Source organism: Promicromonospora sukumoe 327MFSha3.1, assembly GCF_000385135.1.
Classification (GTDB): Bacteria; Actinomycetota; Actinomycetes; order Actinomycetales; family Cellulomonadaceae; genus Promicromonospora; species Promicromonospora sukumoe_B.
Genome location: NZ_ARQM01000010.1, coordinates 1,792,313 through 1,813,887, shown reverse-complemented (window position 1 = coordinate 1,813,887; position 21,575 = coordinate 1,792,313). Strand labels below are relative to the sequence as shown.

The window sequence follows — 21,575 nt, the reverse complement described above, 5'->3', positions numbered from 1 at the left end:
CGCCCGTGGCCTCCGACCCGTCCGCCGCCAAGTCCCGCGCCCCACGCCTCGCCGCCCACGACACCGTCTCGGCGACCCTCTCGCGGACCGGCGACGACGCGCTGCGCGAGCTCCTGGACGCCGCCGCCCCGATCGGTTCCGGCATCGGCGGGGCGACCCGGCGGCTGGACGTCGAGGGCACCCCGGTCTTCGTCAAGCAGGTGCGCCTGACCGACCTCGAGCGGCGGCCGGAGCACGTCGGCTCCACGGCCAACCTGTTCGACCTGCCGGCCTTCTGTCACTTCGGCGTCGGCACCATCGGCGGCCCGGGGTTCGGGGCCTGGCGGGAGCTGGCCGCGCACACCCTGACGACGGGCTGGGTGCTCGCGGGCGAGCACGAGGGCTTCCCCCTGATGTACCACTGGCGGGTGCTGCCCGACGCCGGCCACCCGCTCCCCGAGGAGCTGGCCGACGTCGAGCGGGCCGTCGCGTACTGGGGCGGCGGGCCGCAGATCCGGGCCCGGATCGAGGCCCTGGAACAGTCCTCGGCGAGCATCGTGCTGTTCCTTGAGTACGTGCCGCAGACCCTGCACGCCTGGCTGGACGAGCAGCTCCGGGCCGGTGACGAAGCCGCCGAGCGGGCCTGCGCGATGGTGGACGCCGAGCTCGCGGCCGGCGTCGCGTTCATGAACGCGCGCGGGCTGCTGCACCTCGACGTCCACTTCCAGAACATCCTGACGGACGGCGAGCGGCTGTACTTCGCCGACTACGGCCTCGCGGTCTCCTCCGGCTTCGACCTCACGCCGGAGGAGGCCGTCTTCCTCGCCGAGCACGAGGGCTACGACCGGGACTACGTCGCGGCGTACCTGGTGAACTGGCTGGCCGTCGCGGTGCACGGGTTCGGGCCCGACGAACGCCGGGCGTTCGTGCGGGCCTGCGCCGAGGGGGTGGCCCCGGCGGGCGTCCCGGCGGCCGTCGCGGAGCTGCTGCTCCGGGACGCGCCGGTCGCCGCGGTGGTCGGCGACTTCCACCGCCGCTTCCAGCGGGAGAGCCGGACGACGCCGTACCCGCTCGCGGCGCTCGCCCGCCTCGGCCGGGCCGGCGACGGACGGCCCTAGAGCCAGAGGGTGACCGCCGCGAACACGAGCGCGGCCACCGCGACGCCGACGGCGACCAGGAGCAGCGGCGACACGCGCGACTCACCCTCGCCGGCGCCCCGGCCCGAGCCGGTGCCGCGGTTGTCGCCGGCCGTGCGGGGCAGGATCGAGACCGGCTGCGGCGGGACGGCGGGGGCATCGGGGCCGGAGCCGGTGGGTGTGCCGGACGGCACGGTGCCGGCCGTCGCGCTGCCGGCCGTCGGGGCACCGACCGGTGCCGTGGGCGCCACGCCCACGTTCTCGGTGTCGCCGACACCGCCAGCACCGGGCTCGTCGAACGCGACGTCCAGCTTCCGGGTCGCCCCCGCCCTGGCACCGGAACCCGTTCCGGCAGCGACCGCCGGCCCGCCCCGGGGAGCCAGCGGCGCCGTCGGCTCCGCGGGGATCGCGGGCGCCAGCGGCGCCGACCGGCCCCTGCCCAGCACCGCCCACTGGGCGAACGCGCCCGTCAGACCGTCCGGGAGCACCCACGAGCCGACCGGCCCGGCCGCCAGCCGACGGCGCACCGCCGCCAGCGTGGGCCGTCGGCCCGGGTCGGCCCGGACGCAGGCCGTGACGACCTCGACCAGGTCGTCGGGCAGGCCGGCGAGGTCGGGCTCGTCGTCCCGCATCCGGCGCGCCAGCTCGGCCGAGGCCCCGGACCCGAACGGCCCGTGCCCCGTCGCGGCGTAGGTCAGCACGGCGCCCAGGCCGAAGACGTCGGCGGGCGACCCGGCCTCCAGGCCGCGCGCCACCTCGGGCGGCAGATACGCCACGGCGTCCGGCACCAGGCGCGGGAGCGTCACCGTGGCCGCCTCCAGTGCGCGGGCCACGCCCAGCCCGGTCACGACGGCGCCGTCGGCGGTGAGGACCACGGTGGACGGGTCGAGCCCGCGGTGCACGTGCCCGGCACCGTGGACGGCGTCGAGGGCGTCCGCGAGCGCCGTGGCCAGGCTCCGGACGGCGGCGGGCGGCAGCGGCCCGTAGGCCTCGACGGCGTCGCGCAGCGACGGTCCGGGCAGGAAGTCGGCGGCGGTCCAGGGCGTGCGCTCGCCCAGGTCGGCGGCGCGGACCCGCTGCAGGTGCGGGGCGCGGAGCCGGCGGGCGGCGTCGGTGCCGTCGGACAGGAGGGCGAGCACCTCGGGGTCCCAGGCGATCTGCTCGCTGACCACGGTCACCTCGGCGAACAGCCCGTCAGGCGAACGGCCGAGGTAGGTGATGCCCGCGCGGCCGACCCGGAGGCGGCCGCGCAGGTGGTAGGGACCCAGCTCCCGGGGGTCACGTTCCCCCAGGGGTTCCAGCTCGATGCCCGGTGTCTCCGTGCCCGGTGTGTCCATGCTCGGTGTCCTCTCGGTGGTGCGCCGTTCGTGACGGCCGCGGTCAGAACAGCCCGTCCAGGACGGTCGACATGTCGACGGGCACCCCGCAGGTCGAGGTGTACGACTCGGTGCCCTCGGCGGCGGGCTCGCCGTCGAGCGCGATGCGGCAGGTGATGTCCTCGGCGTCGCCCTGCGCGGTCAAGGCCAGGGTCTGCAGCTGCGACTCGACGGGGAGGGTCCCCGTCCAGGGCGTCACGACCTTGAACCCCTTGCCGTTGCCCTGCTGCCCCTGCTGGGTGCCGCCGCCGTCGGAGTCGATCACCACGGCGTTGTAGGTGACGGTCACGACCTCGCCGGGGCGCGGGGTCGTGATCTGCAGCTCCACGCTGTGCGGCGCGTCCACGGGGTCGGATCCGAGCCGCTCGCCGGTCAGGCTGTACGCCCCGCTCTCCATGGCGTCGGCGGGGACGCCGTCCTGCGCGACGGTCCACCAGACACCGGCGGTCACCACGGCCGTCCCGGCGGCGGCGACCGCGATCCACCGGCGACGCGGTCGGCGTCGGGCTCCCCCTCGCTGATCGCCTGCCCCGGCCGGTGCGGCTTCCCCGGTCTGCTCGTCCGGCCCGTGGCCGACGCCGTCCCGGGGGCCGTCCGGGACCGGGGCCCGGACCACCTCGGTGTCCGCGGGCACCTCGCGCGCCTGCAGCTCCCTGAGTTCCTGCGCGCGTTCCGCGACCATCGGCCCGACGCCGGACGGCAGCCGCCACGGCGCCACGGCCCCGGACGCCGGACGCAGCCCGTCGAGCACCTGCGCCGTCGTCGGCCGGTCGGCGGCGTCCTTGGCCAGGCAGTCCCCGACCAGGTCGCGCAGCTCCGGCGGCACGTCGCCCAGGTCGGCGTCCTCGTGCACCACCCGGTAGACGATCGCCTCGGTGGGTCCGCCGCCGAACGGCGAGCGCCCCGTGGCCGCGAAGAACAGCACGCAGCCCAGCGCGAACACGTCCGAGGGCGGCTCGGCCTCCCGTCCGCGCACCTGCTCGGGCGACATGTAGGCGGCGGTGCCGAGCACGTCGCCCGACGTCGTCACGGACGTCGCGTCGACGGCGCGCGCGATGCCGAAGTCGATGACGCGCGGGCCGTCGGCCGTCAGCAGCACGTTGGCGGGCTTGAGGTCGCGGTGCACCAGGCCCGCTGAGTGGATGGCCTCAAGGCCGCCCACGAGGCCCGCGCCGAGCGCCCGGACCGCCTCGACGCCGAGCACGCCGTTGCGCGCGACGGCGTCGTGCAGCGATGGGCCGGGCACGTACGCGGTGGCCATCCAGGGCCGGTCGGCGTAGGCGTCGGCGTCGACCACCTCGGCGGTGTGATAGCCGCCGACCAGCCGGGCGGCCTCCACCTCGCGGGCGAACCGGACGCGGAACTCGTCGCCCCCAGCCAGACCCGGGTGGATCACCTTGACCGCGACCACGCGACCGCCGCGGGAGCGGCCCACGTACACCTGGCCCATACCGCCGGCGGCAAGCCGGCCCAGCAGACGGTACGGGCCGGCCTGCGCGGGGTCGCCCGCGCGCAGCGCCTCGATCACGGGCGGGCCCCGGGTCGTCGAGCGGGCCGGGGCATCAGCCGTTGCCTTCCGTGGCCTGGCCGAGCAGCTTCTCCAGCCATTCGTCGTACTCGGGCGTACCGGGCTCGGGGAGCTCGTCCAGCTGCTCCTGGTACTGCTCCTCGAACTTCTTCTGCTGCTCCGCGCTCTGGTCGGCAGCGTCCTTCTTCGCCTCGTCCATCATCGCCTGCAGCTCGTCGGGCAGCAGCATGCAGCCCACGTTGACCTTGCCCGCCTCCTCGACGACCGGCTTGCCATCGATCAGGATCCGACAGGAGACGGCGATGTCGTTGTCACCGAGCGTCATCTCCGCCCGGTTCTGCCAGCCCGCCTCGGCGGACAGGGTGATGTTGGCACCGTCGACGGTCCCCTGAGCCGTGATCGTCTTGCTCCACGGGACCTCGATCTCGGTGTACATCTTGTCCAGGTCCATCTCCATGACGTCCTCGGCACTGCGGAACGAGTCCGCCAGGCCGGCCGGGCCGAGCCGCCCGTCGTACCGCATCCCGACCGGGATCCGCCCGGCGTCCTTGCCGGTGGCCGTCACCTCGAGCGTGATCTCGTGGGTCTCGTCCGGCACGGTGAGCTGCATGTTGCCCACCGAAGACGGCGGCGGGACCAGGTCGGCGCCTCCCCCGGCCCCGCCGCCGAACCCTCGGGTGACCGACAGGGCGCCCGCGACACCGACCACGACCGCCGCCACGCCCACCCCGGTCCACAGTGCCGCCGGGGTGCGCCACCAGGGGCGGTCCTCGGAGCCGGGCGCGCCGGCGCTCACCCCGACCGTGCCCACCCGTACCGCGTCGGCCGCAGTCGTGCCCGCCGGTGTCGTGCCCACCGGGACCCGGTTCGTGCCCGGCGTCTCGATCCGCTCCGTCGCCGCGGGGTCGTGCGACGACACCGACACCACGCCCGCCTCGGCCCCGCCCACCTCGGCTGCGCGCTCGGCGATCATCGCGACGACGCCGGCCGGCAGCTCCCAGCCGCCGCCCGTGGCGCTCGCGAGCCGGTCCACGACGTCGGACGGCGCGGGCCGGTCGGCCGGCTCCTTCGCGAGGCAGGCCTCGACCAGCCCGCGCAGGCCCGACGGCACACCGGCCAGGTCGGGCTCGTCCCGCACGACGCGCCGCGCGACGTCCTCGGCGGCGCCGCCCCCGAACGGGCTGCGGCCCGTGCAGGCGAACACGAGCACGGAGCCCAGCGAGAAGACGTCGGACGCCGCCGTGACGTCCAGCCCCCGCACCTGCTCCGGCGACATGTAGGGCGCCGTGCCGATCGAGCCCTGGTGCGTCAGCGACGTCGCGTCGCGCTCCTGGGCGATGCCGAAGTCGACGACCCGGGGGCCGTCGTCGGCCAGCAGGATGTTGGACGGCTTGAGGTCGCGGTGCACCAGGCCCTGGTCGTGGATCGCGCCCAGCCCCTCGGCGAGGGTGGCGCCCAAGGTGCGGACCACGGACAGGGGCAGCGCGCCCTCCTGCCCCACGGCGTCCTCGAGCGAGGGCCCCGCCACGTAGGCGGTGGCCATCCAGGGCCGCTCGGCGTCGGGGTCGGCGTCGACCACCTGCGCCGCCCAGAAACCGCCCACCCGGCGGGCCGCGGCGACCTCGCGCCGGAACCTGGTGCGGAACTCGGCGTCGCCCGCCAGCGCCGGGTGGATCAGCTTGACCGCGACGGGCCGCCCGGTCCGCGGGCGGCCCAGGTAGACGCTGCCCATCCCGCCGGACCCGAGCCGGCCCTCGATCACGTACGGCCCGACCTCGCGCGGGTCCTCCCCGCTGAGCGCTGCGATTGGCACTGTGCCCCCGACTCCTCGTCCGACCACCCCGAACCGGCTTCCGCGCCGGACCGCTGGCCTGATGGTAGAGGGCCTAACGTTTTGGTTCAATCAATGGGCGGATGCGTCGCCCAGAGCACCGAGCGGGGCCGTCCGGGCAGGTCAGGCCGCCGGCAGCAGCAGCGCGTCGTGCAGGGCCGACGCCGCGCCGTCCCGCTCGACGCTGCTCGTGACCTGGTGCGCGACGGCGCGGACGGCGTCCGGCGCGTGGCCCATGGCGATCGACACGCCCGCCCAGGAGAGCAGCTCGAGGTCGTTCTCGCCGTCCCCGATCGCCACGGTGCGCGACGGCGCGACCCCCAGCTCGGCGCGGATGCTCTCCAGCGCGGTCGCCTTGCTGACGCCGGGCGCGGTGACGTCCACCCAGTCGACCCGGGTGGGGAACGCGGTGACGCCCGACTCGCGCAGCGCCGGGGTCAGGCGCTGGGCCCACTGCCCGTGCACGACGAGGCGCGGCGTCGGGCGCGCCCAGATGTCCGCGACCCGCTGCAGCACCTCCTGGTGCCCGCCAAGCTGTCCGTCGGGGAACCGCTTGGTGACGCGGTAGCCCGTGCCGACCACCTCGGCCGCGAGCCGCAGGTCCGGGCGGATCCTCGACACCAGCCGGACCACGGGCTCGGCCTCGACGGGCGTCACCTGCACCACGGAGTAGCCGTTGCCGTCCAGGCGCGCGGTCACGGCGCCGTTGGCCGCGACCACCCAGCCGTCGCGGATACCGAGCAGGCGCACCATCTGCACCGCGACCGACAGCGACCGGCCCGTCGCGATCGCCAGGTGGTGACCGGCGGCGCGGACGGCCGCGAGCGCGTCGACGACGGCGGGGGTGGCCCGGCGTCCGGAACGCACGAGGGTCCCACCCAGGTCGCAGGCGACGAGGGCGGGTGTCGACGTCGGCACGTCGGGCAGTGCTGCGGTGGCCCCGGAGGCGGTCGCGGTCACGGTATTCCCCTGGTGATAGGTGGCGCGGCCATCATCCCCCATACTAGGACATTTTGGAACTCGCATCTCGGGGCCGAGAAGAGGTCTTGTCCCAGGTCAGAGGCCTGCGGCGGCCGAAACGATACACGTCGCGGCGGGTGAATGACGCACCCGTCCGGATCAGCGCTCGCGGACGGCGATCCCGGGGTAGTCCAGCACCAGGCCGGCGGCGTCGAGGGTGAGCACGCACGCGAAGTCGAACGTCGCGGACGCGTAGTCCAGGAGCAGGGAGCCCGGCGTCCGCTCGCGAAACCGGTACTCCTGCTCGATCCGCTGGACGCCGAGGTCCTGGGCGCGGACGAACGCCGCGGGGGCCTGGTGCGTCCGGCCCGGCGGGAGGCCGAGCCGGTGGACCGGCAGCGTGTTGGTCACCGCGGAGGACTCCAGGTCGACGTCGAGGCAGCCGTCCAGCCGGGGGTCGGGCACGCCGTCGACCAGCCAGCGGGGCGGGGCGGGGTCGGGATTCGTGTCGAGGCTCGGGGCCGGGTCAGGGAACGGAGCGGTGTCGGCTCGGACGTGAGCTGGAGCGTCCGTGCCGGCCGAGGCGTTGGTGTCAGGGGCGAGGTCGGCCCGTTCGAGGACGGTGCGGAGGGCGCCCGCCGCCGTCACCGCCTCGATCTCGGCGCGACGTGTGCGCCAGTGGCTGTCGACCTCGATCCGGTACCCGACCGACCAGGCCTCCTCGCCCTCGACCGCGGTGGTGTGGCCGCGCAAGACGTGGCCCCGGAAAGTCTGCTCCGCGAACACGACCTCGAAGCCGGCCCGGACCCCGGTATGGGTCCAGGCCGACACCGGAGGCATCGGGTCCAGCCGCACGGTCCGACCCTAGCCAGTGCCCGGCCGCCGGGCCTGGCTTTCAGCTTGGCTGGCTGTCGGTCCGGCCGACCGCCGGTCCCGCCCGGTCGCCGGAACGGTGTGGTCGGTGAGGGTGCGGTCGGCGAAACGGCGGGGTCGCCGGCCGCCGTCGTCAGAGGTTGAAGCCGCCCGTGACCTCGATGTCCTGCGCGGTGACCCAGCGGCCGCCGTCGGACAGGAGGAAGGCGATGGCGGATCCGGCGTCGTCCGGGCGGCCGAGCCGGCCCAGGGTGGTGCGCTCGACGAGCTGCGCCGTCATCTCGGGGTAGGCCTCGAAGGCGCCGCCGGCGAACGGGGTGTTCGTGGGGCCCGGGGAGACCGAGTTGACGCGGATGCCGCGCGCGCCGAGCTCCTTGGCGAGGTAGCGGGTCAGCACGATGACGGCGCCCTTCATCGAGCCGTAGGCGGAGTAGCCCTCCGACAGCCCCGCCGTGCCGGCCGAGCTGCTCGCGGTGTTGACGATCGAGCCGCCGTCCTCGATGAGCGGGAGCAGGGTCTGGGTCACCAGGTAGGGGCCCTTGAAGATGACGCGGTAGAAGTCGTCGAGCTGCTGCTCGGTGGTGTCGGCGAAGAGGGTGCCGCCGCCGTACCCGGCGTTGTTGACCAGACCGGTGACGGTGCGCGCGCCCCAGGTCTCGGCCAGCGCCCGCTCGACGGCGGCGCGGAACGCGGGGAACGTGGCGCTGTCCCCGACGTCGAGCGGCAGGGCGACGGCGGTACCGCCGGCGTCCTGGATGCGCGCGACGGTCTCGAGGGCGCCGTCCCGGTTGGCGTTGTAGGTGACGATGACGCCGGACCCGCCCTCCGCAGCGCGGATCGCGGCGGCCTGGCCGATGCCGGAGCTGGCCCCGACGACGATGGTGATCGACATGTCTGCCTCGTGTTCTGGTTGGTGTGCATTGGTTGCCGGATACTGCTTCTGACCGAAGCCGGGAGGCAGGACCGTGGCGCCCTGGCTCCTCGACCAGTCAAGGCGATTCGGGGGCGTGACAGGGAGGGTGTTCCTGCCAGGTTCTTGCCTGATCCTGCTCAGGCGGGCATCGGGCGGCGTCCTAGGAGGAGGGTGGTCGGCATGGATCTCGACGAGCTGCGCGAGCTGCTGGACCAGCGCGCGCCCGCCGGGACGAGCGAGCCCCTGCCCGGGGTGTTCCTCTCGCGCGAGACCCGGCCGGGCAGCCCGGAGGCGTCGACGACGGGCACCACGTTCGCGCTGATCGCCCAGGGCACCAAGGAGCTCCGGCTGGGCGCCGAGACGGTCGGGTACGGGCCGGGCGAGTACCTGGTCACGTCGATCGACCTGCCGGTGATCGGCCGGTTCACGGAGGCGAGCGAGGAGGCGCCGGCGTTGGGCTTCGGCATGACGCTTGCCGCACCGGCGATCGCGGAGCTGCTCCTGTCGGCGGCGGCTGGTGCAGGGGCGGGCGCCTCCGCACCGACGGGACGGTCGGTGCGGGCGGGTGCGGCCTCGGGGCGCGGCGCCAGGGCGCGCACGCAGCCGGCAACGCGAACCTCGGCCCAGTCGGACTCCCCCGCGTCGGGGGGAACCGGCCCGTCGGGCCGCGGCGCTGTCGTCCCGGCGCTGGTCACCAGCCGCGCGCCCGCGGAGCTGGTGGACGCCGTCGGCCGGCTGGTCCGCCTGCTGGACCGGCCGCGCGACCTGCCGGTCCTCGGGCCGATGGTGCAGCGGGAGATCCTGTGGCTGCTGGTCACGGGCCCGCAGGGCGACACCGTGCGACAGCTCGGGCTGGCGGACAGCAAGCTCACGCGCGTGAGCGGCGTCGTGCAGTGGATCCGGGACAACGCGGTCGAGCCGGTCCGCGTCGAGGACCTCGCCCGGCGCGCGGGCCTGAGCGCATCCGCGTTCCACCGCACGTTCCGCGCGGTGACCGGGTCGAGCCCGCTCCAGTTCCAGAAGCAGCTCCGGCTCGCGACAGCGCGCCAGATCCTCGCCTCGCGGGACACGAGCGTCACGCAGGTCGCGTTCGACGTCGGCTACGAGAGCGCGGCCCAGTTCAACCGCGAGTACCGCCGCCTGTTCGGCTCACCGCCGGGCCGTGACCGTGCACGGCCGATCGAGCAGGCGCCGTGGCCGCCGGGGGAACCGGGTGCCGAGGAGGTCGGGCTGGGGCGATCAGGCCGGGCGGGCGTGGCCCGGCCGGACGCCGAGGCGGTCGGGCTGGGCGTGGCCCGGCCGGACGCCGAGGCGGTCGCGGACGCTGACCCGCGCCCCGCGACACCCGCCGTCGGCTGACCATGCACTTGCTGCCAGACGGGCTTCTGCACCGGCAGCAGGTGCATGGTCGCTTGCGGCGGCCGCGCACCCGGCCCCTGGACGCGTCTTGCGCCGCCCGGCCCGGCGCGACTCAGGCGTCCGGGACCAGCCGGCGGAGTACGGGTTCCGCCGCCGCGACGACGTCGGGCCCCTCGATGGCACCCGAGAGCCACAGGCTCGCGAAGCCGTGCGCCACGGACCACGCGGCGCGGGCGCCGTCGGCGTCGGGCGCGAGGTCCGCGAGCGCCGCGGAGGCCGCCTGCTCGGCGGCACGCAGGTCGGCGTCGTCGGCGTGCAGCAGGCTGCGGTCGAACATGACGGCGAAGTGCCCGGGGTGCCCGACGGCGAACCGCACGTAGGCGACGCCAGCGGCCAGCAGGTCGTCGCCGGCCTGGCCCAGGGCCTCGGCGAGCAGCGTGAAGCCCTCGGTGGCGACGGCGGTGAGCACGCCCGCCTTGTCGCCGAAGTGGTGGGCGGGCGCCGCGTGGGAGACGCCCGCGAGCCGCGCCAGCTCGCGCAGGCTGAGGCCGGCGGGTCCGCGCTCGGCGACGGCGGTCGCGGCGGCCGCGGTCATGGCGCGGCGCAGGTCTCCGTGGTGGTAGCTCATGGGGCTCCGTCTCGCTCGCGTCCGTGTCTGGCGGCCAACTCGACCGATCTTGCCATTGACAAGATAGCAGTGCGAGTGGTGAGGTGTCGCACGAACTTGTCACCGTCAAGATCGGAGCGGTCATGCCCGTCCCCCTTCCCGTCCTCCTGGTCGGGGTCACCGCGCTCGCGCGCCTGGTCGGCCTCGCGGTACCGGCCCTCGACACCTGGCACGACGCCACCCGCATCGGCATCGCGGCCGTCTACCTGATCGCGGCGTCCGGACGGCTCATCCCCCACGTGCGCAGAGACCTGGTCCGCATGGTGCCGCCGGGCCTGCCGCGCCCGGACCTGCTCGTGGCGGGCACGGGCGTACTGGAGCTCGCGGGCGCGATCGGCCTGCTGGTGCCCGCGACGGCGCCCGCCGCCGCGATCTGCCTCGGGCTCTTGACCCTGGCCATGACACCCGCCAACATCTCCGCGGCTCGCCGCGGTGTGCTGTTCGGCGGCAAGCCCGCCACGCCGGTCGGACGGCGCCTCGCGGAGCAGGCGCTCTATCTGGCCGCGCTGGCCGCCGTCGTCTGGCTGCCGTTCTGAGGTCTGGTGTTCCGCCCGCTGCGGCCGACCACGACGTCGAGCACAGCAGTTGCTGCTGCAGCACGGCTGTCCTGGCAGCAACTGCTGTGCTCAACTCATTCGGCGGCGACGTCCCGCGGCCGGACGCGCTTCTGGCGCGTCCAGCCCGACCAGCCGCGCTCCTCCAGAAGCGCCTCCAGGCGGCGGCCCGCGGGGATGGAGTCCAGGGCGATGGAGTCGAACTGCTCGACGAGCGCGCGCTCCATCTCGCCCGACCCGTTGCCGGACCACTCGACATGGCGGTCCAGCACGGCCGCCACCTTGTCGGCCAGCCCCGGCAGCCGCGGGTCGTCGGGCTCCCAGTCGATCCCCTCGCCGATCGCGCGCAGGACGTCGACGAACTCGGCGTCCTCCAGCAGCCGCCCCTTGTTCACGATCGCGGCGGCGATCTCCTCCCGCGAGTACACGGCCAGCGACAGGATCCAGCTGTCGCGTTCGATCTGGACGACCCGCTCGGGAATGCCGAGCGCACGCCACCGGTCGAGGTAGGCCGCGCCCTCCGCCGGCAGGGCCAGGCTGTCCCCCGCGGCGAGCCGCGCGATGCGCTCCCGGTGCCGCTCCCGCTCCTCGATCTCAGACCGGAGGCGGGTGTCGATCTCGGCGACGGCGGCCGCGAACTCCGCGTCGTCGGCCCGCAGGAGGTCGTGGACCCGGGCCAGCGGGACGCCGGCGTCGGCCAGCACTCTGACCCGGATCAGGTCCACGACCGCCTGCGCGCCGTACCGGCGGTACCCGGAATGGTCGCGCTCGGGCTCCGGAAGCAGCCCGACGGCGTGGTAGTGCCGGACGGTGCGCGCCGTCACGCCGGCGTACGCCGCGACCTGGCCGATGGTCAGCATCGCCCTAGTGTCTCCTCCCATGTTCGTTCGTCGGCGCCTATCTCGTCGGGACCCTGCCGAACTGGCGCCGGGACCACAGGTATCCGACCACACCGATCACCACGCACCACCCGAGCGCGAACCAGCCCTCGGACCCGACCGGCGCCCCCGAGGTCAGGGCGCGCAGGGTCTCGATGATCGGCGTGAACGGCTGGTGCTCGGCGAACTGCCGCAATCCGACGGGCATCTGCTCGGTCGGCACGAACCCGCTGCTGACGACCGGCAGCACCATCAGCACCAGCGGGGTGTTGCTCGCCGTCTCGATGCTGCCCGCGGCCAGCCCCATCGCGACGGTCAGCCAGGTGAACGAGAACGCCAGGAGGAGCACCAGCCCGGCGGCGCCCAGCCAGCCGACGACACCGGCGTCGGACCGGAACCCGAGCAGCAACGCGACCACGATCATCACCGCCAGGGCCAGCACGGTGCGGATCACCGCACCGAGCACGTGCCCCGCCAGGACCGAGACGCGGGCGATGTCCATGGTCCGGAACCGCGCGAACATCCCGCCCGTCTGGTCGATGGCCACCGCGACGGCCGTCCCGTTCGCGACGCTGGACACGGTCATGATCCAGATCCCCGGGACCAGGTAGGTGAGGTAGTCGGCGCGCGTGCCCCCGCCGTCGACCGGGAGCCCCGCGCCGAGCGTGCCGCCGAAGACGTAGACGAACAGCAGCAGGAACACGACCGGGATCGCGATCAGCATGACGGCCAGCGACGGGTAGCGGCTCAGGTGCCGCAGGTTGCGGCGCAGCATGGTCGTCGAGTCGCGGACGACGTAGGTGAGGTTCATCGGGCGGTCGTCTCCTGGTCGGTCGGGCCGGTCTGGGCGGTGGAGGCGTTCGGGGCGGTGGGGGCGATCGCGTCTGCGGTGTGCGTGGCGCCGACGGCGCTCGCGGCGTGGCCCGTGAGCGCCAGGAAGACGTCGTCGAGGTTGGTGCTGTCGCCAGGAACGAGCGCCTTGAGCTCTGCGGGCGCCCCCTCCGCGACGAGGGTGCCGGCGTCGAGGACGCCGACGCGGTCGGCCAGGGCGTCCGCCTCCTCCAGGTACTGGGTGGTCAGGAGCACGGTGACGCCGTCAGCGACCTGTTCCCGCACCACGTCCCAGACCTCGCGTCGGCTGCGGGGGTCGAGGCCTGTGGTCGGCTCGTCGAGGAAGATGAGGCGCGGCCGGGTGATGAGCGTCATCGCCAGGTCCAGACGGCGCTGCATGCCGCCGGACCAGGTCAGGGCCCGGCGGTCGGCGGCCTCGACCAGGTCGAACCGGTCGAGCAGGGCAGCGACGTCGCGGGCGGCGCTGCGCCGGTCGAGGTGCGACAGGTCGGCCATGAGGCGGAGGTTCTCGCGGCCCGTGAGGAACATGTCGATCGCCGAGAACTGCCCGGTGACGCCGATCGCCGACCGCACCCGCGCAGGCTCCCGGCGCACGTCGTGGCCCGCCACACGGACCTCGCCGGCGTCGGCCGTGAGCAGCGTGGACAGGATGTTGACCATCGTGGTCTTGCCCGCGCCGTTCGGCCCCAGGAGGGCGTAGACGGTGCCGCCGGGGACGGTGAGGTCCACGCCGTCGAGCACGTGGTGGTCCCCGAAGGACTTGTGCAGCCCGACCACCGCGATCGCGGTGCCGGGAGAAGAGGTGCCGGAAACCGACCCGCTCGACGCCCGGGCATCCGAGACCAGTGCGTTCGAGACCGGTGCATCCGAGACCGGTGCATCCGAGACCGGTGCATCCGAGACCGGTGCATCCGAGACCGGTGCATTCGAGACCGGTGCGTTCGAGACCGGTGCGTTGGACGCCGGTGCTGCGAGCACCGGTTCAGCTGGCGCCGCTGCTGCTGGCGCCGATGTGGTCGGTGGGTTCGGTGTCGCTCTGTCTGAAGTGGTCATGACCGCAGCGTGCAAGGTTGCCGCTACGGCAAGGTCAAGTACGTCAGCGGCGATAGTCCCCGCCCGGCACGTCGAACACCTCCTCCAGGGTGCTGAGACCGGTCTCGCTCAGGTATCCAGCCAGGTCACGACCCACCCAGCGCAGGTGCCACGCCTCCGGGGCGTACCCGGTCACGGCCTTGTTCTCCGGCGTGTACCGGACCAGGAAACCGAAGCTCCTGGCGTGCTCGGCGACCCACCGCCCCTCGGGAGTGTCACCGAAGCACGGTTCGAAGTCGCACTGCGGCCGGCTGCTACCGCCCACGTCCACTGCCAGGCCCGTCTGGTGCTCGCTGTGCCCCGGCCGAGCCGATACCGCGTCGGCCTGCGCACTACCGAGCTGCGCCACCCAGCCCTCGTAGACAGCGGCCTGCTTCGAGTAGCCGCGGTAGGCGCTGCGCAGCGTCAGGTGCACACCGTCAGCCTCGGCGGCGGCGAGGAGCGCGGTGAGGTCAGGGGCCACGTCCGGACGCACGAGATAGCCGCGGACCGTCGTCAGGTCCGGCTCGTAGTCGACCGGGTCGACGGCCACCCTTTTGTTCACGACCACCCACGGGCTCGCCGGGTCCGTGGGCGAGTGGGCCGCCAGGTCGATGCCGGGCGTGGCCTCGGCGGGGACGCCCACCGGCTCGTCGGCACTCGCACCTGCTACGGCCTCACCATCGGCAGCCGCACCATCGGCAGCCGCGCCATCGGCAGCCGCGCCGTCCGCTGCCGAACCTCCGAATCCCGTCTCCAGCCCTGACGAGGCCGACGTCTCGTACGTCGCGGGGGCCGCGCCCGACGCGCACCCCGTAAGGAGGAACGCGACGGCGAGCATGACGACGGCGATACGTGGCAGGGGCTGGCGGTCCAGGAAGATGGTCACAACCCCGTCGGTGTACGGCGGCAGGCACGGCATCTCAGCCGCACACTGTGACGTGGGTCACACCCGCTGCGTGACATGGCCCCGGCGACGCCGGACACCCACCGTTTGTAAGCACCGATCGAGGGCCCGGTCGTTCCCGATCGCCAACCGCCGTTCGCCCCTGACCACCATCGGCACACCGGAGTTCGCCCTGGCCACCAACACAGAGCCGCACCGCATCGTCCCGGGCACGCTCACGCCCGAACGCACGGAGGAGCTCTTCGCGACACACGCGCACGGCGTGTATCGGTACGCCCGTGCACGCCTCCCCGCCGCGGAGGCGGAGGACGTCGTGGCCGAGGTCTTCGCGATCGCGTGGCGCAAGGGCGAGCTGCCGGACCACCCGCGTGCCTGGCTCCTGGCCGTCGCCCGCCGTGTGCTGGCCAACCAGGTACGCGCCCAGCACCGGCGCACGGCGCTGGCGGACCGGGTCGGGACCCATCCCGCCCCGGCCGGCGCGGACGACGTCCGCCTGGTCGGCGAGCTCGACGAGCTCCGGCGCGCCATGGACCTGCTGCGTCCGGCCGACCGCGAGGTCATCGCACTGCTGGCGGCCGCGGAGCTGTCGACGGCGGAGGTGGCCCAGGTGCTCGGCTGCACCACCGCGGTCGCCGCCAACCGGGTGCACCGCGCCCGAGGGCGCCTGCGCGCCGCGTACGCCCGTCTGACCCGAGGAAGGAGCCTGACGTGGACGACGACGAGCTGACCCGCGCCCGCCGCGCACTGCGCGGGGCCGATCCTGAGCTGGACCTGCGGCGGGTGTACGCCGAGTCCCGCGCGCGAGCGAACGGCGCCGCAAGCGGCCACAGCGCGACGGCCGAAGGCCCGCGCGAGTTCGGCCCGGGAGATTCCGCCCGCACCACCTGGTCCGATGCCGAGCCGGATGGCCGGCTCGAAACCAGGCCCGAGGCCGGCGCCTGGACCGATGCCGGGCCTGGTGCGCGCGCCGGCTCCTGGTCCCACACCGATTCCGCTGCGGGCCTGGACACGGAGCCCGACGGCGGGACCAACGCTTGGTCCGATGCTTGGCCCGACACTTGGTCCGGCACCGGGAAGGTCGAGGTTCTGCTTCGCGACGCCGGTACGCCGACCGGGCAGGTCCCGACGGCGCTGCGCCGCGGGACGACTCGCCGCCAATCAACCCGCCGCGGGCGGGTGCTCGCATGGAGCGCCGCTGCGGCGACCGCCGCAGTCCTCACCGTGAGCCTGACCAGCGCGCTCGCACCGGGCGCCCTGCCCGGCTCGGCCCCGGGCACGCCCGGCGTCGTCGCCCCGCAGGACGGCTCGTCGCCGTCGCCCACCGTCTGGATGACACCGGGCGACGTCGTCGTCCGCGCGGGCAAGGCGATGTCGGGTGCGAGCTGCGGCGTCAAGACCCGGTCGACCCTCGGGGACGACTCGGAACTGCGTTTCGATCCCGTCGACGGGACGGGCATCGCCACACCCAAGACCACGCTGGACCAGCAGCCCCTGAAGGTGCTGCAGGCAGCATCGGCCGCGGTAGTGCTCGGGCTGCCCGGTTACGACGGCACGAACGACCGGACGGGCACTGGCGGCCGGACAGACCAGGACCTAGCCCTGTCCGGGGGCGACGCCCAGGACGCCCAGGGTTCCGACGACCAAGGCCTGGGCACGCAGGGTCTCGGCACGGACGACGTCCAGGTGGAGCGGGCCGGCGGGCAGACCGTCGCCCGGATCCAGATCGTCCCCTCGGACACGGCGGTACGCGGCGGCGTCATGACCCGGGTCGAGCTGCTCGTCGACACCACCACCTGGCTGCCGAGCGACGTCGAGATCTGGGCCGAGGACGACGGGGGCAAGCAGTTCCGTGTGCACAGCGACCTCAGCTGGGCGGGGTGCAACGAGCCCAGCATGTCGCCCACGAACGACACCGGCCGCCCGTGACCCCGCCCCGCTCAGCCCCATCACCCGAACCCCGTCACCCGGACCCCACCCCACGACGCGCCGCAGCACCCCGCGATAGGCTCCCGCCGTGCTCCACCGCGCCACCTCGGCCGACCTCGACGACCTGGCCGCGTTCCTGCGCACCGCCGACCTGACCGTCGCCGCGCTCGCGGAGCCCGCCGTCCGCCTCTGGCTGGAGCGGGACCAGGACGGCGCCATCAGCGCCACGACCGGGTTCGAGCTCGGCGACGACGGCGAGCACGCGCTGGTCCGCAGCGTCGCCGTCCGGCCCGACCTGCGGGGCACCGGGGCCGGCCTGCGCCTGGCCGGTTTCGCGCTGGACCAGGCCGCCGACGCCGGGGCGCACGAGGCCTGGCTGTTCTCCCGGCGCTCGGGCGGCTTCTGGCAGAAGCTCGGCTTCGGCCCCACGACCACGCAGGCGCTCGCCGCCGCGCTGCCCGACGCGCACCAGGTCGCGCTGTTCCGCGCGACGGGCCAGCTCGACCGCGAGGTCGCGTGGCACCGTCCGCTGCCCGTGCGTGCTAGCTTCACCGCATGAGGTCTCCAGAAGCATCCAGGTTCGGGCTGCCGGTACTCCGGTAGCCCGAGATGCCCCTGTAGAGACCACCGAGGCCACGCCTCGCAGCCTGCTCCCCTGACGGAGCGGGCACCTCCGCGCATCCGAAGGGCCCCGTAGTGCCGACCAGGCCTACCCGTTCCCTCTCCCCCTTCGGAGTCGTTCATGCCTGTCCTGCTCTACGTGCTCGCGGTCGCGGTCTTCGCGCAAGGCACATCGGAATTCGTCCTCGCCGGGCTCGTGCCCGGCATCTCCGCCGACCTCGGCATCCCGGTCGCCCAGGCCGGCTACTTGACCTCGGGATTCGCGGTCGGGATGGTGGTTGGCGCGCCGCTCACGGCCGCCGTCGGACGCCGCCTGCCCCCACGCTGGACCCTGTCCGCGTGCCTGGCCGTGTTCGTCCTGGCCCATGTCACGGGCGCGCTGACCGACAGCTTCGGCGTGCTGCTCGGCACCCGGTTCGTCGCCGCCCTGGCCAACGCCGGCTTCCTCGCGGTCGCGCTGTCGACCGCCGCCCGCGTGGTCCCGGCCGGACGGCGCGCCCGCGCCCTGTCCGTGCTCCTCGGCGGCACGACGCTCGCCCTGATCGCCGGCGTCCCCGCGGGCGCGCTGCTGGGCGAGCTCTGGGGCTGGCGCTCCGCGCTCTGGGCCATCGCGGGGCTCTCGGCCGCGGCCCTGGTCGCCGTCGTCCGGCTGACGCCGCCGCAGACCGGCACCGACCAGCCCAGCACCGACCACCTCGAACCCGCCCGTCCGCGCCTCGACCTGAGGACCGAGCTCCGCACCCTCCGGTCCCCGGACCTGCTGCGACACCTCACACTCGGGGTGCTGGTCAACGGCGCGACGTTCTGCGCCTTCACCTATCTGGCGGTGATCGTCACCGACGGACCGGGCCTCGACCCGTCGCTCGTACCGGTGGTGCTGGCACTCTTCGGGCTCGGTGCGTTCGCGGGAGTCTCGGCGGCGGGGCGCCTCGCCGACACCCGCGGCCGGCTCGTGCTCGACGTCGCCGGGCCTGCCCTGCTCGCGGGTTGGATCGCCTGGGCGGTTCTGGCCGACAGCCCGACCGCCGTGTGGGTGCTGGCCCCGGTGCAGGGTGCACTGTCCTTCGCGGTGGGCGGCACGCTGATCGCGCGCAGCATGGCGGCAGCGCAGGGTGCCCCCACGATGGGCGGCGCGTTCTCGACGGTCGCGCTCAACCTCGGCGCCCTGCTCGGCCCGGTGCTCGGCGGTGCCTTGCTCGGCGCGTTCGGGACCGCCGGCCCGCTGTTCGTCAGCGCGGCGCTGGTCGCGGCCGCCGTCACGCTCTGGTCCGCCACAGAACGACGAGCATGACCGGCTGTCGCTGAACAACTTTCCGACCGACCGACCACGCGCCTGCTGCCACACCGCGCCCGAACCTGGCAGCAGGTGCATGGTCGCCTCCCCTGCTCGACGGGGGTCGGCCGTTCAGGGCCGACCTTCCGCGACACGCGCGATCCGACCTGCGCACACATCCCGCTTGGCACACTTTTTGTCGCGCGTCCGTCCAGCCGCCGAGACCGTCCCGAGGCGTGGACGGTTTGCCGACCACATCCCGGGCATGCCTACGATCAGATCTCATCATCCAGAGCGGTCGAGAGTCCTGGCTCCACGACACCGCAGCAACCTACCTCCGAGGCGCCAATCTCGGGGCAAGGTGCTAACGCCAGGTCCGATGGAGCTGATACGCATGGCAGTCACGAACCCGCACCTTCCCACCGCCACGATCCTGGGCTACCCGCGCATCGGCCGGAGGCGCGAGCTCAAGCGCGCGGTCGAGGCCTTCTGGGCCGGGCGCACCACCGCCGACGAGCTGGAGGCGACCGCCCGCGACCTGCGGCTCGCCACCGCGCGCCGGCTCGTCGACCTGGGCCTGGAGGCCGGGACCGCAGCCGTCCCCGGCTCGTTCTCCTACTACGACCAGGTGCTCGACGCCGTCGCGCTGCTGGGCGCGGTGCCCGAGCGGTTCGCCGGGCTCACCACGGACGAGGGCAACCTGCCGCTCGCGGCCTACTTCACGGTGGCCCGCGGCGAGGGCGACCGGGCGCCGCTCGAGATGACCAAGTGGTTCGACACGAACTACCACTACCTGGTGCCGGAGATCGGCCCGGACACCCCGATCGGCTTCGTCGACGACCGCGCCGTGCGCGAGTTCACCGAGCTGGCGCACCCGGCCGACGGCGGCCAGGCCGTGATCACGCGCCCCGTGCTGGTCGGCCCGGTGACGTTCCTGCTGCTCAGCAAGGCGGCCGGCGACGCCCCCGAGGGCTTCCGCCCGCTGGACCGGCTCGACGACGTCGTCACCGCGTACGCGGAGCTGCTCCGCACGCTCGCCGCCGCGGGCGCGCCCTGGGTGCAGCTCGACGAGCCCGCCCTGGTCACCGACCTGCTGGATGTCCCCTTCGACGAGGTGGCCGACGCCGTCCGCCGGGCCTACGCCCGCCTCGCGAGCGACCTCTCCCCCGCCGGCAACTCCGCCGCCGACCCCGCCGGCTCCGGGTCGGACGCCGCCGCCGAGCGCCCCGCGATCCTGGTCACCGCGCCCTACGGCGACCTGCGCTCCGACGCCGGCGACGGCCTCGCCCTGCTGGCCGGCACCGACGTCGAGGCCATCGCGATCGACGTGGTCCGCGGCGCCGTGCCCACCGGTCCCGTGCCCGGCCTGGAGAACAAGACCGTGGTCGCGGGCGTCATCGACGGCCACAACATCTGGCGTGCCGACCTCGACGCCCGCCTCACCACGCTGGAGGGCCTGGCAGCCGCCGGGACCGGCCTCGGCGCCGGCGCGCTGGCCGTCGGCACCTCGACCTCGCTGCTGCACGTGCCGCACGACGTCGCCGACGAGCCCCGCCTGGAGGAGGGCCTGAAGTCGTGGCTCGCGTTCGCCGACCAGAAGGTCGCCGAGGTCGCGACGCTGGCCACGGGCCTGGCCGAGGGTCGCGCGGCCGTCGCCGACCGGCTCGCCGAGTCGACGGCTGCAGTGCGCTCCCGCGCCGAGGCACCCGGCGTCGTCGTCCCGCAGGTGCGGGAGCGGACCGCCGCCCTGACCGCGGCCGACGCGCAGCGCGCCCCGTACGCGGAGCGCGCCGCCGCGCAGCAGGCGCGGCTGAACCTGCCGGCCCTGCCGACCACGACCATCGGTTCGTTCCCGCAGACGTCCGAGATCCGCAGCACGCGCGCCGCGTGGGTGCGGGGCGAGCTCTCCGACGCCGACTACACCGCCGCCATGCGCGCGGAGATCGCCTCGACGGTCGCGCTGCAGGAGGAGCTGGGCCTGGACGTGCTGGTGCACGGCGAGCCCGAGCGCAACGACATGGTGCAGTACTTCGCGGAGCAGCTCGACGGCTTCGCGACGACCGTCAACGGCTGGGTGCAGTCCTACGGCTCGCGCTGCGTGCGGCCGCCGATCCTGTGGGGCGACGTCTCCCGGCCGGCGCCCCTGACGGTCGAGTGGACGGCGTACGCGGCGTCGCTGACCGACAAGCCGGTCAAGGGCATGCTGACGGGCCCGGTCACGATCCTGGCCTGGTCGTTCGTCCGCGACGACCTGCCCCTGGGCGACACCGCCGACCAGGTCGCCCTGGCGCTGCGCGACGAGGTGACCGACCTGGAGGCGGCGGGCATCGGCGTCGTGCAGGTGGACGAGCCCGCGCTGCGCGAGCTGCTGCCGCTGCGCACGGCCGCGCACCCCGGCTACCTGGAGTGGTCGGTGCGCTCGTTCCGGCTCTCGACCGCCGGCGCCGACACCGCTACGCAGGTGCACACGCACCTGTGCTACTCGGAGTTCGGCCAGGTCATCGGCGCGATCGACGGCCTCGACGCGGACGTCACGTCCGTGGAGGCGGCGCGGTCCCGCATGGAGATCGTCCCGGAGCTGGCCGACGCCGGGTACGGCCGCGGCATCGGGCCGGGCGTCTACGACATCCACAGCCCGCGCGTGCCGTCCGTCGAGGAGGTCACCGACCTGGTCGAGCTCGCCGCCAAGTCGATCGACCCGCGGCTCGTCTGGGTCAACCCGGACTGCGGTCTGAAGACCCGCGCGTACGCGGAGACGAAGGAGTCGCTGGCCAACCTGGTGACGGCGGCGAAGGCGGTCCGCGCCACCCTCTGACGCCGGCGTCCCCGTTGGTCGAGCTTGTCGAAAACAGGTCTCGACAAGCTCGACCA

Annotated in this window: 19 protein-coding genes and 1 riboswitch; of the genes, 8 read left to right on the top strand and 11 right to left on the bottom strand. The window is 74.3% G+C overall.

Going from position 1 to position 21,575, the window contains the following annotated elements; genetic code table 11:
- Positions 1 to 5: 5 nt before the first annotated feature.
- Positions 6 to 1,097, top strand: coding sequence for a hypothetical protein (locus tag H291_RS0111805; RefSeq protein WP_020015205.1), 1,092 nt, complete (start codon positions 6 to 8; stop codon positions 1,095 to 1,097).
- Here H291_RS0111805 and H291_RS32475 read toward each other — a convergent pair.
- From H291_RS32475 to H291_RS0111775, 6 genes are all read right to left on the bottom strand, one after another.
- On the bottom strand, positions 1,094 to 2,452 hold the full coding sequence (locus H291_RS32475) for a serine/threonine protein kinase (RefSeq protein ID WP_020015204.1): 1,359 nt from the start codon (positions 2,450 to 2,452) through the stop codon (positions 1,094 to 1,096). The two genes, H291_RS0111805 and H291_RS32475, sit on opposite strands and share 4 nt — an antisense overlap.
- Before the next feature lie 43 nt (positions 2,453 to 2,495).
- Complete coding sequence (locus H291_RS29710; protein ID WP_020015203.1) at positions 2,496 to 4,019, bottom strand: serine/threonine-protein kinase; 1,524 nt, start codon at positions 4,017 to 4,019, stop codon at positions 2,496 to 2,498.
- A gap of 34 nt (positions 4,020 to 4,053) precedes the next feature.
- Positions 4,054 to 5,832, bottom strand: coding sequence for a serine/threonine-protein kinase (locus H291_RS29705; protein WP_020015202.1), 1,779 nt, complete (start codon positions 5,830 to 5,832; stop codon positions 4,054 to 4,056).
- A gap of 141 nt (positions 5,833 to 5,973) precedes the next feature.
- Positions 5,974 to 6,810, bottom strand: coding sequence for an HAD family hydrolase (locus tag H291_RS29700; protein WP_020015201.1), 837 nt, complete (start codon positions 6,808 to 6,810; stop codon positions 5,974 to 5,976).
- A 159-nt stretch (positions 6,811 to 6,969) separates the two neighbouring features.
- Positions 6,970 to 7,665, bottom strand: a complete 696-nt coding sequence (locus tag H291_RS0111780; protein ID WP_026365664.1) for a putative glycolipid-binding domain-containing protein — start codon at positions 7,663 to 7,665, stop codon at positions 6,970 to 6,972.
- A 151-nt stretch (positions 7,666 to 7,816) separates the two neighbouring features.
- On the bottom strand, positions 7,817 to 8,575 hold the full coding sequence (locus H291_RS0111775; RefSeq protein WP_020015199.1) for an SDR family NAD(P)-dependent oxidoreductase: 759 nt from the start codon (positions 8,573 to 8,575) through the stop codon (positions 7,817 to 7,819).
- A 201-nt stretch (positions 8,576 to 8,776) separates the two neighbouring features.
- Between H291_RS0111775 and H291_RS32470 the strand changes: the two genes are divergently transcribed.
- Positions 8,777 to 9,955, top strand: coding sequence for an AraC family transcriptional regulator (locus H291_RS32470; RefSeq protein ID WP_084468111.1), 1,179 nt, complete (start codon positions 8,777 to 8,779; stop codon positions 9,953 to 9,955).
- A gap of 112 nt (positions 9,956 to 10,067) precedes the next feature.
- Here H291_RS32470 and H291_RS0111765 read toward each other — a convergent pair whose 3' ends face one another.
- Positions 10,068 to 10,583, bottom strand: a complete 516-nt coding sequence (locus H291_RS0111765; protein ID WP_020015197.1) for a TetR/AcrR family transcriptional regulator — start codon at positions 10,581 to 10,583, stop codon at positions 10,068 to 10,070.
- Between the two features lie 122 nt (positions 10,584 to 10,705).
- Here H291_RS0111765 and H291_RS0111760 point away from each other — a divergent pair, with 122 nt between their 5' ends.
- Positions 10,706 to 11,158, top strand: a complete 453-nt coding sequence (locus tag H291_RS0111760; RefSeq protein ID WP_033326646.1) for a DoxX family protein — start codon at positions 10,706 to 10,708, stop codon at positions 11,156 to 11,158.
- Between the two features lie 95 nt (positions 11,159 to 11,253).
- Here the strand turns inward: H291_RS0111760 and H291_RS0111755 are convergent, their stop codons facing one another.
- From H291_RS0111755 to H291_RS0111740, 4 genes are all read right to left on the bottom strand, one after another.
- Positions 11,254 to 12,036, bottom strand: coding sequence for a MerR family transcriptional regulator (locus tag H291_RS0111755; protein ID WP_020015195.1), 783 nt, complete (start codon positions 12,034 to 12,036; stop codon positions 11,254 to 11,256).
- Between the two features lie 37 nt (positions 12,037 to 12,073).
- A complete protein-coding gene (locus tag H291_RS0111750) occupies positions 12,074 to 12,865 on the bottom strand; it encodes an ABC transporter permease (RefSeq protein ID WP_020015194.1) in 792 nt (263 codons plus the stop codon).
- Positions 12,862 to 13,683 carry an ABC transporter ATP-binding protein gene (locus H291_RS29685; RefSeq protein ID WP_020015193.1) on the bottom strand — a complete coding sequence of 274 codons (822 nt, stop codon included), beginning with the start codon at positions 13,681 to 13,683 and terminating at the stop codon, positions 12,862 to 12,864. The genes H291_RS0111750 and H291_RS29685 overlap by 4 nt, the downstream gene beginning before the upstream one ends.
- Before the next feature lie 319 nt (positions 13,684 to 14,002).
- The gene (locus H291_RS0111740; RefSeq protein WP_157236826.1) at positions 14,003 to 14,866 is read right to left on the bottom strand and encodes a M15 family metallopeptidase; all 864 of its coding nucleotides are present in this window, start codon (positions 14,864 to 14,866) and stop codon (positions 14,003 to 14,005) included.
- Positions 14,867 to 14,936: 70 nt separating this feature from the next.
- Between H291_RS0111740 and H291_RS33305 the strand changes: the two genes are divergently transcribed.
- From H291_RS33305 to metE, 5 genes are all read left to right on the top strand, one after another.
- Complete coding sequence (locus tag H291_RS33305; protein WP_232216029.1) at positions 14,937 to 15,611, top strand: RNA polymerase sigma factor; 675 nt, start codon at positions 14,937 to 14,939, stop codon at positions 15,609 to 15,611.
- Positions 15,593 to 16,810 carry a hypothetical protein gene (locus H291_RS33760; protein WP_157236825.1) on the top strand — a complete coding sequence of 406 codons (1,218 nt, stop codon included), beginning with the start codon at positions 15,593 to 15,595 and terminating at the stop codon, positions 16,808 to 16,810. The genes H291_RS33305 and H291_RS33760 overlap by 19 nt, the downstream gene beginning before the upstream one ends.
- Positions 16,811 to 16,898: 88 nt before the next feature.
- A complete protein-coding gene (locus tag H291_RS0111725) occupies positions 16,899 to 17,369 on the top strand; it encodes a GNAT family N-acetyltransferase (protein ID WP_020015189.1) in 471 nt (156 codons plus the stop codon).
- Positions 17,370 to 17,552: 183 nt separating this feature from the next.
- The gene (locus H291_RS0111720) at positions 17,553 to 18,722 is read left to right on the top strand and encodes a Cmx/CmrA family chloramphenicol efflux MFS transporter (protein ID WP_020015188.1); all 1,170 of its coding nucleotides are present in this window, start codon (positions 17,553 to 17,555) and stop codon (positions 18,720 to 18,722) included.
- Positions 18,723 to 18,986: 264 nt separating this feature from the next.
- Positions 18,987 to 19,090, top strand: a riboswitch (SAM riboswitch).
- Positions 19,091 to 19,098: 8 nt separating this feature from the next.
- Positions 19,099 to 21,519, top strand: coding sequence for a 5-methyltetrahydropteroyltriglutamate--homocysteine S-methyltransferase (metE, locus tag H291_RS0111715; RefSeq protein ID WP_026365660.1), 2,421 nt, complete (start codon positions 19,099 to 19,101; stop codon positions 21,517 to 21,519).
- Positions 21,520 to 21,575 lie beyond the last annotated feature (56 nt).